At 70.8% G+C, this 12,167-nt stretch carries 11 protein-coding genes; 5 read left to right on the top strand and 6 right to left on the bottom strand.

The features are described 5' to 3' along the window. Window positions 1-462: 462 nt before the first annotated feature. The 3 genes from ACT3CF_RS08780 to ACT3CF_RS08790 all read right to left on the bottom strand — a co-directional run bounded on the left by ACT3CF_RS08780 (window position 463) and on the right by ACT3CF_RS08790 (window position 2,645). Complete coding sequence (locus ACT3CF_RS08780) at window positions 463-750, bottom strand: PilZ domain-containing protein (protein WP_478421946.1); 288 nt, start codon at window positions 748-750, stop codon at window positions 463-465. 156 nt (window positions 751-906) lie between these two features. Beyond that, entirely contained in the window at window positions 907-2,136 is a 1,230-nt protein-coding gene (tyrS, locus tag ACT3CF_RS08785) for a tyrosine--tRNA ligase (RefSeq protein ID WP_478421948.1), read from the bottom strand. Between the two features lie 59 nt (window positions 2,137-2,195). Continuing rightward, the gene (locus tag ACT3CF_RS08790; RefSeq protein ID WP_478421950.1) at window positions 2,196-2,645 is read right to left on the bottom strand and encodes a DUF4126 domain-containing protein; all 450 of its coding nucleotides are present in this window, start codon (window positions 2,643-2,645) and stop codon (window positions 2,196-2,198) included. A gap of 131 nt (window positions 2,646-2,776) precedes the next feature. Here ACT3CF_RS08790 and ACT3CF_RS08795 point away from each other — a divergent pair, with 131 nt between their 5' ends. From ACT3CF_RS08795 to ACT3CF_RS08815, 5 genes are all read left to right on the top strand, one after another. Further along, window positions 2,777-3,337 (top strand): DOMON-like domain-containing protein, encoded by a 561-nt coding sequence (locus ACT3CF_RS08795; RefSeq protein ID WP_478421952.1) that lies wholly within the window; start codon window positions 2,777-2,779, stop codon window positions 3,335-3,337. Between the two features lie 5 nt (window positions 3,338-3,342). Further along, window positions 3,343-4,539 (top strand): exo-beta-N-acetylmuramidase NamZ family protein, encoded by a 1,197-nt coding sequence (locus ACT3CF_RS08800; RefSeq protein WP_478422787.1) that lies wholly within the window; start codon window positions 3,343-3,345, stop codon window positions 4,537-4,539. Between the two features lie 100 nt (window positions 4,540-4,639). After that, window positions 4,640-5,815, top strand: a complete 1,176-nt coding sequence (locus ACT3CF_RS08805; RefSeq protein WP_478421953.1) for a zinc ribbon-containing protein — start codon at window positions 4,640-4,642, stop codon at window positions 5,813-5,815. Window positions 5,816-5,850: 35 nt separating this feature from the next. Continuing rightward, window positions 5,851-6,966 carry a DUF2336 domain-containing protein gene (locus tag ACT3CF_RS08810; RefSeq protein ID WP_478421955.1) on the top strand — a complete coding sequence of 372 codons (1,116 nt, stop codon included), beginning with the start codon at window positions 5,851-5,853 and terminating at the stop codon, window positions 6,964-6,966. Next, window positions 6,963-8,360, top strand: coding sequence for a sensor histidine kinase (locus tag ACT3CF_RS08815; RefSeq protein WP_478421957.1), 1,398 nt, complete (start codon window positions 6,963-6,965; stop codon window positions 8,358-8,360). The genes ACT3CF_RS08810 and ACT3CF_RS08815 overlap by 4 nt, the downstream gene beginning before the upstream one ends. Before the next feature lie 16 nt (window positions 8,361-8,376). Here ACT3CF_RS08815 and blaOXA read toward each other — a convergent pair whose 3' ends face one another. The 3 genes from blaOXA to gltX form a co-directional block, all read right to left on the bottom strand. Further along, on the bottom strand, window positions 8,377-9,198 hold the full coding sequence (gene blaOXA, locus ACT3CF_RS08820; RefSeq protein WP_478421959.1) for a class D beta-lactamase: 822 nt from the start codon (window positions 9,196-9,198) through the stop codon (window positions 8,377-8,379). Between the two features lie 203 nt (window positions 9,199-9,401). Further along, window positions 9,402-10,685 carry a citrate synthase gene (locus ACT3CF_RS08825; RefSeq protein WP_478421961.1) on the bottom strand — a complete coding sequence of 428 codons (1,284 nt, stop codon included), beginning with the start codon at window positions 10,683-10,685 and terminating at the stop codon, window positions 9,402-9,404. A gap of 26 nt (window positions 10,686-10,711) precedes the next feature. Next, entirely contained in the window at window positions 10,712-12,139 is a 1,428-nt protein-coding gene (gene gltX, locus ACT3CF_RS08830) for a glutamate--tRNA ligase (protein WP_478421963.1), read from the bottom strand. Window positions 12,140-12,167: the final 28 nt, after the last annotated feature.

Below are 12,167 nucleotides of genomic sequence, written 5' to 3' on the forward strand. Positions count from 1 at the left end.
GGCCCCCACCAAGACCCCAATCCCACTCCTCCCCGGCCCCGCCGGGGAGGGGGACCGCCGGCCGCAAGGCCGGTGGTGGAGGGGCCGCCGCGCGAGCGGCGGAACGGCCCCCACCAAGACCCCAATCCCAATCCTCCCCGGCCCCGCCGGGGAGGGGGACCGCCGGCCGCAAGGCCGGTGGTGGAGGGGCCGCCGCACCAGCGGCGGAACAGCCCCACCAAGACCCCAATCCCACTCCTCCCCGGCCCCGCCGGGGAGGGGGACCGCCGGCCGTGAGGCCGGTGGTGGAGGGGCCGCCGCGCGAGCGGCGGAACACCCCCGCCAAGCCCCAACCCACTCCTCCCCGGCCCCGCCGGGGAGGGGGACCGCCGGCCGCAGGCCGGTGGTGGAGGGGCCGCCGCGCCAGCGGCGGAACAGCCCCCAAAAAACCACGAAGACCCGCCCGCCGGACCAGCCGCCGCCTTACCGCCCCGCACCCCCGTGCAGCGCCGCGAGCAGTTGCGGATAGGCCGCATCCGCCACCGCGGTCTCGAACTGGCATCCGATCCGTCCGCCCAGCGCCCAGCGGACCTCCGCCGCCACGCTGCCCAGCCCGGGCAGCGCGATCGTCACCCGCTCGCCCTCGGCGACCGGCGTGTCGCATCGCGCCATCAGCCCGTGCGGCGACAGGTTGACGATCCGCGCCTCCGCCGCCTGTCCGTCCGCCCGCACGATGCGCGTGCGGTGATCCACCGCATCGCGCGGGTCCACGCGGGAGTCGACGGCTGCCCCTTTTCCCCAAAGCAGTGCCACATGTCCCTCGCTCAAGCCTGATGCGTTACATTTAGGACGCGCACCGGGCAGGGGGCGGCAACTATCGCAAGAAAGCTGCTTAACGCCCCATAAGCAAAGGGATTTACACGGGTGTCAGCTCTCGGGGGTCAGCAGCCCGTGGTGCTTGCGCCCGGCCGAGACGCGCACCGGCGCGGCCACCGTGACCACCAGCGTCTCGTCCTCGACCTTCTCGCCGTCGACGCGCGCGCCGCCGCCCTTGATCAGGCGGCGTGCCTCGCCCTTCGAGGCGCACAGCCCCAGCCCGACGAGCGCGTCGACGATGCCGATCGTGCCCCCGGCGACGTTCATGCTCGGCAGGGCCGCGCCCGCGGCGCCTTCCTCGAACGTGCGGCGGGCGGTCTCGGCGGCTTCCTCGGCGGCGGCACGGCCGCGGCACAGCGCGGTCGCCTCGTTCGCGAGGATCTTCTTCGCCTCGTTGATCTCCGAACCCGCCAGCGCCTCCAGCCGCGCGATCTCGTCGAGCGGCAGGTCGGTGAACAGCCGCAGCCGCACGCCGACGTCACGATCGTCGGTGTTGCGCCAGAACTGCCAGTAATCGAAATGCGAAAGCTGGTCGGGGTTCAGCCACACCGCGCCGCCCACCGTCTTGCCCATCTTGGTGCCGTCGGCGTTGGTCAGCAGCGGCGTCGTCAGGCCATAGACCTGCGTGCCGTCGACGCGGCGCGCCAGCTCGATGCCGTTGACGATGTTGCCCCACTGGTCCGATCCGCCCATCTGCAGCCGGCAGCCCTGGCTGCGCGACAGCTCCAGAAAGTCATAGGCCTGGAGGATCATGTAGTTGAATTCGAGGAAGCTCAGCGACTGTTCGCGGTCGAGCCGCAGCTTCACCGAATCGAAGCTCAGCATCCGGTTGACCGAGAAATGCTGGCCGATGTCGCGCAGGAACGGGATATATTCCAGCTCGTCGAGCCATTCGGCGTTGTCGAGCATCACCGCGTCGGTGGGGCCGTCGCCAAAGGTCAGGAAATTCTCGAACACGCGGCGGATCGACGCGATGTTCTGGGCGATCGTCTCCTCGCCCAGCAGCTTGCGCGCCTCGTCCTTGAAGCTGGGGTCGCCCACCTTGCCGGTGCCGCCGCCCATCAGCACGATCGGCTTGTGGCCGGCGCGCTGGAGCTGGCGCAGCATCATGATCGACACCAGATGCCCGACGTGCAGCGACGGCGCGGTCGGGTCGAACCCGATATAGCCGGGCACCACCTGCGACGCGGCGATCGCGTCGAGCCCGGCGGGATCGGTGATCTGGTGGATATAGCCGCGCTGGGCGAGCAGGCGGAGCAGGTCGGACTTGTATTCGGTCATGGTGCCGCGGCCATAGCCAATGCCGCGGCGCCAGTCATCCCTTTGGCGTCATCATCCCGTCATCGCCCGCCGCGCATCACCGCCACCGTGCCCGCGACGATCAGCGCGTCCTCGGCAAAGCCCGTCCGCCGCCGGCCATGGTCGCGGATCGCGCGCATCCGCGCGGCAAAGCTCAGATAGGCCGATGCCGTCGCCACGCCCGCCGCGAGCAGGGCGCCCGCCGCGCGCCGGCCGCGCGGGGCGAGTGCGGCCCCGGCGATCCCCGCGCTCGCCAGCCGCGCCGCGATCCCGCGCGGGTCGATCCGGTCGGGCGCGCTCGCCAGCTTGTCTCCCGCCATCTCGGCGATCGCCAGCGCGGTCGTGCCCGCGGCGATCAGCGGGTGGCCGAGCAGCCGCACCGCGCGGTCGCGTTCGGGCAATTCGGATCGCGCGGCGGCGATGCTGGCGGCGGCGAGCGGCGTGATCGAACGCGATCCGGCCACCAGGCCGATCAGGGCGGAACGGAGCATCGGAACTGCCTTTCGTTGCGAACGGGTTCGCCCGCCAACGCACCGCGCCCGCCAAACGCTCCCGCGCCCGCCGCTTCCCATCGCCGCGCGCCCGGCCTAGGTTCCGGCGCATCGCAACCAGCACGGCCGCCATGTCGAACCCTCCGCACCGCCGTTTCGCGCCCGCCGACCGGCTCGTCGCGCATCCCGCGCACCCGCCGCGCCGCGTCGCCGGGGTCGAATGTCGCCTCGCCCGCGCGGGCGGGCTGCTCGAACTGCGCTACCGCATCGCCGCGCCCGTCGCGGCGCTGCGCCTCGCGCCGCCTGCCGCGCCCGATCGCACCGACGGGCTGTGGCAGACGACCTGCCTCGAGCTGTTCGCCGCCGCCGACGACGGCACGTCGGGCTATGCCGAGTTCAACTTCGCCCCCTCGGGCCAGTGGGCCGCCTATCGCTTCGCCGCGCCGCGCACCGGCATGGCGCCGCTCGCGCTGGCGCAGGCCCCGGCGATCGGGCTGGCCGGGGATGCCGATGCCGTCATCCTGTCGGTCCGCCTCGCGGGGCTCGCGCCGGGCGCGCTCCGCCTCGGCATCACCGCGGTGATCGAGGAGGCCGACGGCACCCGGTCCTACTGGGCGCTCGCGCATCGCGGCGATCGCCCCGATTTCCACGATCCCGATTGCTTTGTGCGCCAACTGCCGCCAGCAGACTGATGGTCATGCTTTTCGGAATCGATCGCCTCCTCGCCGAGCCCGACCTGCGCAAGCCGCTCGACGGCCGCCGCGTCGCGCTGCTCGCGCATCCCGCCTCGCTCACGCGCGACCTCACCCATTCGCTCGACGCGCTCGTCGCGGCGGGGGTCAACGTCACCGCGCTGTTCGGTCCGCAGCACGGCGTGCGCGGCGATCTTCAGGACAACATGATGGAATCGCCGGATTTCACCGATCCGGTCTATCATGTCCCCGTGTTCAGCCTGTACGGCGAGGTGCGGCGCCCCACCGATGCCTCGATGGACAGTTTCGACGTCATGCTCGTCGATCTCCAGGACGTCGGCTGCCGCATCTACACCTTCGTCACGACGCTGCTCTACGTGCTCGAGGCCGCGGCCAGGCACGGCAAGTCGGTGTGGGTGCTCGATCGTCCCAACCCCGCCGGCCGCCCCGTCGAGGGGCTGACGCTGCGGTCGGGCTGGGAAAGCTTCGTCGGCGCGGGGCCGATGCCGATGCGCCACGGCATGACGCTCGGCGAGCTCGGGCTGTGGTTCGTCGACCAGTTCGGGCTCGATGTCGACTATCGCGTCGTCGAGATGGCGGGCTGGGCGTCCGATGCCGCGCCGGGCTTCGGCTGGCCGCCCGAACGGCCGTGGATCAACCCCAGCCCCAACGCCGCCAACGTCAACATGGCGCGCGCCTATGCGGGCACGGTGATGCTCGAAGGCACGACGCTGTCCGAAGGGCGCGGCACCACGCGCCCGCTCGAACTGTTCGGCGCCCCCGATCTCGATGCGCGCGCGGTGATCGCCCAGATGCGCGCGCTCGCGCCGCACTGGCTGGCGGGCTGCACGCTGCGCGACATGTGGTTCCAGCCCACCTTCCACAAGCATGTCGGCCGGCTCTGCGCGGGCGTGTTCATCCATGCCGAGGGGCCGGATTACGATCACGCGGCCTTCCGCCCCTGGCGGCTCCAGGCGGCGGGGTTCAAGGCGATCCGCCGCCTCGCGCCCGATTATCCGCTGTGGCGCGACTTCCCCTACGAATATGTGTTCGACCGGCTGGCGATCGACGTCATCAACGGCGGGCCGGGGCTGCGCGAATGGGTCGACGACGCGGCGGCGACCGCGGCCGATCTCGATGCGCTCGCGGGCGCCGACGAGGCGGCGTGGCGCGAACGCCGCGCGCCCTTCCTGCGCTATTGATCCGCATGGCCGGGCGGCGGGGCATTGACGTGAACCGCGCGCCGGGCTCACCCATGGGCTTTCGGGCCGCAATTCCTGCAAGGTGGTGCAACGAACGACGATGCTGGCGGGGCTGATTTTCGCAATCGAGGAGGCAAGCGACCGGCCGGGGTCGCTCGTCGCGACGCTGCCGTTCGGCGCGACGAGCCTGCTCGAACATCAGGTGCGGCTGCTCGACGCCGCGGGGGCCGAACGGGTGCTGATCGCGGTCGGGCGGATGACGCCCGCGCTGCTCGCCGCGGTCAACCGCGCGGCGCAGCGCGACATCGCGGTCGACATGGTCCGCTCGGCCGAGGAGGCGGCCGAACGGCTGCCCGACGGCGCGCGCATCGTCGTGATGGCCGACGGCATGGTGACCAGCGAGCCCGTCGTCGCGCGGCTCGCCGCCGAGGGCGCGCAGGCGCTGCTCGTGACCGAGGATGCGCAGTCGCCCGCCGCGATCGAGCGGCTCGACATGCGCTGGTGCTGGGCCGGGCTCGCGCGGATCACGCTGCCCCAGCTCGCCGAGATCGCGCACATGCCCGAGGATTATGATTTCCAGTCGGCGCTGCTGCGCGTCGCCGCGCAATCGGGTGCCGAACTCGTTCCGCTCACCCCCGGCTGGGCGCGCGCGGGCCATGCCGTCGAACGCACCGCAGAGGCGCTGGCCTCGCGCAGCACCGGCGTCATCGCCGCGATCACCGATCGCCGCCACGACTGGGCCGATCGCTGGCTGTTCACCCCCGTCGCGCGGCGGCTGCTGCCCGAACTCGTGTCGCGCACGCTGCCCGGCTGGGGCGTGTCGGCGGCGGCCGGGCTGGTCGGGGCGGGGGCGGTCGGCGCGATCGTCGCGGGCTATGCCGGGGCGGGCGCGCTGGTCGCGCTGCTCGCGGTGCTGCTGCTCACGCTCGGCGCGGGGCTTGCCGCGCTGCGCGGCGAGGAACAGCGCGCCGCCGCGCACGAATGGGCACAGCTCGGGCTTGCCGCTGCGGTCGCGCTCGCGCTCGCCCATGCCGGCTGGCGCGGGGGGCAGGGGGTGGCGCCGCTCGTCCTCGCGCTCGTCGCGATCGGCGCGCAATGGCTCGTCGAGCGCATCCCCGCCTCGCCGCGCGCCTGGTGGAGCAGCGCGGGGGCACAGCTCGTCCTGCTCGCGCCGTTCGCGCTCGTCGGCCATGCCGCGCTGGGGCTTGCGCTCGTCGCGCTCTATGGCTTCGTCACGCTCGGCGCCGCGGTTGAGGGGCTGCGCGAAAAGGCTTAGGCTCGTCTTAACATTGTTTGCTTAGTCCGGGGTCCATGTCTGGCACCGAGGTCGACTTGCGCGGGGGCGATGCCGCCGGCGTCAACGAGCTGCTTGCCCGTGCGGCGGCTTCGCCCTCGGCTGCGCGCGACGATCTGACGATCGCGATCGACGATTTCTTCCTGCCCGATCATGCCCGGCTCGACGAACGCACGCGCGCCGCGCTCGCCGCGCTGCTTCATGCGCTGGTCGAAACCTTCGAGGGCGAATTGCGCGGCCGCGCCGCCCGGCTGCTCAACGCGCGCGGCGAAGGCACGCTGTCCGACGCGCTGCTCGATCCGGGCGATTCGGTGCTGCCGCGGCTCGCGCGCGCCGGGCTGCTGCGCGACCGCGAGCTGATGGGCGAACTCATCGCGCGCGTCCGTCAGGATGCGCTGGCGGGCGCGCTGCCGATGGCCGCGCCCGAAGAGCCCGATCGCCCCAGCCTCATCAACCGTTATGTCCAGCATCCCGATCGCGTGCTCGCCGCCGCGGCGATGGCGGTGCTGGTCGCCGAAAACCGCCGCCGCACCGGGCTCGAATCGGGGCCGCTCCAGCACAGCGACCTGCCCGCCGAACTCCATCACCGGCTGCTGTGGTGGGTCGCCGCCGCGCTGCGCGAACGCGTCGCGTCGATCGCCGCCGACGGGCTCGGCAAGCTCGACCGCGCGCTGTCCGATGCCGCGCTGCGCAGCCTTACCGCCTATGACGAGGGCGAACGGCTCGAGGCCGCGGCGCTCCGCTTCGCCGCCGCGATCGACCCCCAGCCGCTCGAAGTGCCGCAGATGCTCGTCGAGGTGCTCGGCGACCGTCAGCTCGTGCTGTTCATCGCGCTCGTCGCCCATGCGGTCGGTGTCGACTATGCGATCGTGCGCGACATGGTGCTCGATCCCGCGGGCGACCGGCTGTGGGTCGCGTTGCGCGCGATCGACGTGCCGCGTCAGGCGATTGCCCAGATCGGCTTCGCGCTGGGCGAGGCCGATCCGCGCCGCGATCTCGAAGGGTTCGCCGACAGGATCGGCACCATCGCCGCGGTCGAACCCGGCGCCGCGCGCGACGCGCTCGCGGCGTTGCGGCTCGATCCCGCCTATCGCGCCGCGCTCGCCGCGCTCGAACGCGCGGGGATGCCATGAACGCGCACGATCCGCGCCTTCCGGTCGCAGTCGCGCGGCTCGATCGTCATGCGCGGCTGCTCGACGGCGAGCCGCGGCTGCTCGAACTCAACGAACGCGCGGGGGGCAGCGTCGGCGCGCCCTTCGCGGTGCCCCAGATCGTCGCGCTCGCGCGGCTGGCGCTGCGGCTCGGCGTGGCGGTGTCGCGCAGCGTGATCGCCGCCGACGGCGACGACGATCTCGAACTCTGGGTCCGCGCCGAACCGGGGGCAGAGGGCGTCCGGCTCGAAGTCAGCGGCTGGCGCGCGCGCACCGCGTGGCGCGCCCCCGAAGGCGAGCAGGACCGCGACGGCGACTTTTTCCGCTCGGCCGCCGACTGGGTGTGGGAAACCGATGCGGCGCTGCGCATCACCTATCTCTCGGTCGAGGCGGGGACGCGCTACGGCTTCGACGCGATGGCGATGCTCGGCCAGCCGCTCACCCGGCTGTTCAGCCTCGAACAGGACGATGCCGGCAACCTGCCGATCCTCAGCGCGGTCGCCGCGCTCGCGCGTTTCGACGGCCAGCGTGCCGAACTGCGCGGCACCGGCCGCATGGTCCGGCTCGAAGCGACGCCGCGCACCGATCCGTCGGGCCGGTTCGCGGGCTTTGTCGGCGCGACGCACATGCTCGAACCCGCGGGCGGCGCCGCCGATCGTGTCGATCTGCCCGTACCCGCCGCCAGCGAGCCCTTCGGCGGCTTTCCCGACTCGTTCAGCCAGCGGCTCGACCGTGCGTTGCGCGGGCCGCTCAGCCGCATCATCGCCAATGCCGACAGCATCGGTGCGCAGACCGAGGGGCCGTTGCGCGCCGACTATGCCGAATATGCGACCGACATCGCCAATGCCGGGCGCCATCTGCTCGGTCTTGTCGAGGATCTGGTCGACCTCCAGGCGATCGAGCGTCCCGATTTCACGATCGACCCCGAACCCGTCGACCTTGCCGATGTCGCGCGCCGCGCGGCGGGGCTGCTCGCGGTGCGCGCCGCCCAGTCGAACGTGCGGATCGACCGTCCCGCGGCCGAGGAAAGCCTGCCCGCCACGGGCGAGTTCCGCCGCGCGCTCCAGGTGCTCGTCAACCTGATCGGCAATGCCGTGCGCTATTCGCCGCCGGGCGGGATGGTGTGGATCCGGCTCGAGCGCGAGGGCGATGTCGCCTGCGTGATCGTCGCCGATCAGGGCAAGGGCATCGCGCCCGAGGATCAGGAACGCATCTTCGAAAAGTTCGGCCGCGTCGATCCCAGCGAACCCGGCGGCAGCGGGCTCGGCCTCTATATCGCGCGGCGACTCGCGCGGGCGATGGGGGGCGACCTGCTCGTCGACAGCGCGCCGGGAATGGGCGCGCGCTTCGTCTTCACGCTGCCCTGGCGCGACTGACCGGCGGGGCGGCGGCTCAGCGCCGCGCGATCGTCCCGATTTCCGCCAGCAACCGGTCGCGCGCGACCGGCCCGCCATAGCCGCTGCCGATCGCCGCGCCCGCGATCATCCGGGCAAAGGCCAGCCGTCGCCCGTCCTTTTCGGCCCAGCCGACGAACCAGCCGAGCGGCGTGTCGCGTCGCGGCGTGCGGCGCGCGTCCTGCAGCCATCCCGATCCGGTCTTGCCGTGGACGCTCCAGCCGCCGGGGGCGTCGAACCGCGGCGTGATCGCCTCGACCGCCGCGTGCGCCTTTTCCCCGACGAGCCGGTGCGCGAGCATCGCCCGGACAAAGCCGAGCTGCTCGTCGGGCGAGATCTGCAACGAACTGCTCAGCCAGGCGCGCGTCAGCCCGTCGCCGCGCCCCGGCGTGCCGCGCAGGTCGCGGTTGCCATAGCCGAACGCGTCGACATAACGCTGGAACCGCGCCATCCCCAGCCGCTGCGTCAGCGCCTGCGAATACCACACCACCGACTCGGCCAGCCACCGCGTCGGGTCGGTGGTCGTCCGGTCGGTGTCGCGCGCGTCGGGAAAGCGCGCGGCATCATAGGGCCATGCCGGATGGTGCGCGTCGGTCAGCAGCCCGGCGTCGAACCCCATCAGTGCCAGCGGCAGCTTGAAGGTCGAACAGGGGGCAAAGCGCGTCGCGGCGGCACCCGTCCGCGCGATGATCCGTCCGCTCGCCGCATCGGCGACGACGCACGCCTCGATCGTGCGCGGGCGGGCGGCGGCGGGGCGCGCGATCAGCGTCGCGGGGGCGCCCAGCGCGATCAGGCGGAGCGTCTGGCGGCGGTCGAACATGCGCGATTTCCTACCATGTCATCGCGTGCCTGCGAATGGCGCGATTCGTCGCCCCTTTTGCGCCCGAACGACGGGGAAGGGCGCCGAACGGCCGTGAAAGCGGGGGCGATTGCGCCGATCCGCCGGGCATTGGGGCGCCCAAACGGCAAGGGGCGCCGCCGGTCCTCCCGGCGACGCCCCCTGGATCGAACGCGATCGGGCGATCAGCGCTGGCTCAGCGGCACGTAATCGCGCTGCGTCGGGCCGGTGTAGAGCTGACGCGGACGACCGATCTTCTGGGCGGGGTCCGAGATCATCTCGTTCCACTGCGCGACCCAGCCCACGGTGCGGGCAAGAGCAAACAGCGCGGTGAACATCGTCGTCGGGAAGCCGATCGCCGACAGGATGACGCCCGAATAGAAGTCGACGTTCGGGAACAGCTTCTTCTCGACGAAGTAATCGTCCTTCAGCGCCATTTCCTCGAGCTGCAGGGCGACTTCGAACACGGGGTCCGAAACCTTCAGCGCGTCGAAAACTTCACGGACGGTCTTCTGCATCACCGTCGCGCGCGGGTCGTAGTTCTTGTAGACGCGGTGGCCAAAGCCCATCAGGCGGAACGGATCGTTCTTGTCCTTGGCGCGTGCGATGAACTCGGGGATGCGCTCCGGACGGCCGATTTCGCGCAGCATGTTGAGCGCGGCCTCGTTCGCGCCGCCATGCGCCGGGCCCCACAGGCAGGCGATGCCCGCCGCGATGCACGCAAACGGATTGGCGCCCGACGAACCGGCAAGACGAACGGTCGAAGTCGACGCATTCTGCTCGTGATCGGCATGAAGAATGAAGATGCGGTCGAGCGCGCGCTCGACAACCGGGTTCACTTCATATTCCTCGGCCGGAACGCCAAAGGTCATGCGCAGGAAGTTGCCGGTATAGCTCAGGTCGTTCTTCGGATAGAGGAACGGCTGACCCACCGAATACTTGTACGCCATCGCCGCGATCGTCGGCATCTTTGCGATCAGTCGGTGGCTGGCGACCATCCGCTGGTGCGGATCGGTGATGTCGGTCGAGTCGTGATAGAAGGCCGAAAGCGCGCCGACGACGCCGCACATCACCGCCATCGGGTGCGCGTCGCGGCGGAAACCGCGATAGAAGGTCGCGAGCTGCTCGTGCAGCATCGTGTGGCGGCTGATCGTGTGGGTGAACTTCTTCAGCTCGTCCTGGCTCGGCAGCTCGCCGTTGAGCAGCAGGTACGAAACTTCCATGAAGCTCGAATGCTCGGCCAGCTGCCCGATCGGATAGCCGCGGTGGAGCAGCACGCCCTCGTCACCATCGATATAGGTCAGGCCCGACTCGCACGAAGCGGTCGAGGTGAAGCCGGGGTCGTAGGTGAACATGCCCGTCTGGGCGTAGAGCTTGCGGATGTCGACGACGCTGGGGCCGACGCTGCCGGTCAGGACCGGATAGTCGCCGTCCTTGCCCGCTACCTGCAATTTTGCGGTGTCGCTCATACTCATTGTCCCTATCTTGCCCGGGTTCAGTCGGGCTTGGTCATCTGGTCAGCGATGCGGGCCAGGCTCTCGTCCCGTCCCAGCAGCGCAAGGACGTCGAAGATACCGGGCGAAGTGCGCCGTCCGGTTAACGCCGCCCGCAAAGGTTGCGCTGCGGCCCCGAGCTTGACACCCGCATCCTCGGCAACGGTGCGTACCGCTGCTTCAATCGCCTCCGTATCCCAGCTTACGAGCGCGTCAAGCGCCGTATGAACACGGGTCAGGAGCGTGCGTGCCTCCGGCCCTAGCAGAGCCTGGGCATCTTCGTCCAATCCCAGTGGGCGAGTGCGAAACAGAAACATCGCGCCCTCGGCGAGTTCCACGAGATTCGCGGCACGCGGCTTCAATACACCCATGCTGCGGCGCAGAAGATCGCGCTGCGAGTCGTCGAGCGTGACCGGCAGCCGCGGCGCGATCAGCGCCGCGAGCCGCGCGTCGTCGGCCTCGCGGATGTAATGACCGTTCAGGTTCTCCAGCTTCTTCAAATCGAACCGCGATGGTGATTTTCCGACGCCCGACAGCTCGAACCATTCGATCGCCTGCTCGCGGCTGATGATCTCGTGGTCGCCATAGCCCCAGCCGAGTCGCAGCAGATAGTTCGACAGCGCTTCGGGCAGGATCCCCAGCGAATCGCGATACGCATCGACGCCCAGCGCGCCGTGCCGCTTCGACAGCTTGGCGCCGTCCGCACCGTGGATCAGCGGGATGTGCGCATAGACGGGCTCGGGCCAGCCCATCGCACGGATCAGCGCGAGCTGGCGGAAGGCGTTGTTCAGATGGTCGTCGCCGCGGATGACGTGCGTCACGCCCATGTCGTGATCGTCGACGACGACCGCGAGCATATAGGTCGGCGTCCCGTCCGAACGCAGCAGCACGAAATCGTCGAGTTCGGCGTTGTTGACCGTCACCGGCCCCTGGACCTCGTCGACGATCGTCACGGCGCCCTCGCGCGGCGCCTTCAGCCGGATCACGAACGGCGCGCCGGCGGGCGCCTCGGACGGATCGCGGTCGCGCCAGCGGCCGTCATAGCGCAGCGGCAGCTTCTTCGCCTTCTGCTCCTCGCGCATCGCCTCGAGCTCCTCGGGCGTCGCGAAGCACTTGTAGGCGTGCCCGCGCGCGAGCAGTTCGTGCGCGACTTCGGCATGGCGAGCGGCGCGCGCGAACTGATAGACGGGCTCGCCGTCCCATTCGAGGCCCAGCCACTTCATCCCGTCCAGGATGGCGTCGATCGCCGGCTGCGTCGATCGGACGCGGTCGGTATCCTCGATGCGCAGCACGAAGCTGCCGCCATGATGGCGTGCGTAAAGCAGGTTGAACAACGCGGTGCGCGCACCGCCGATGTGGAGGAAACCCGTCGGCGAAGGTGCGAAACGGGTGACGACGCGCCGGGCGCCGCTTTCAGATGTTGCGCTCAACCGCGCATGCTCCCAGACTGGTTATTCG

This window comes from Sphingomonas chlorellae (assembly GCF_056485145.1).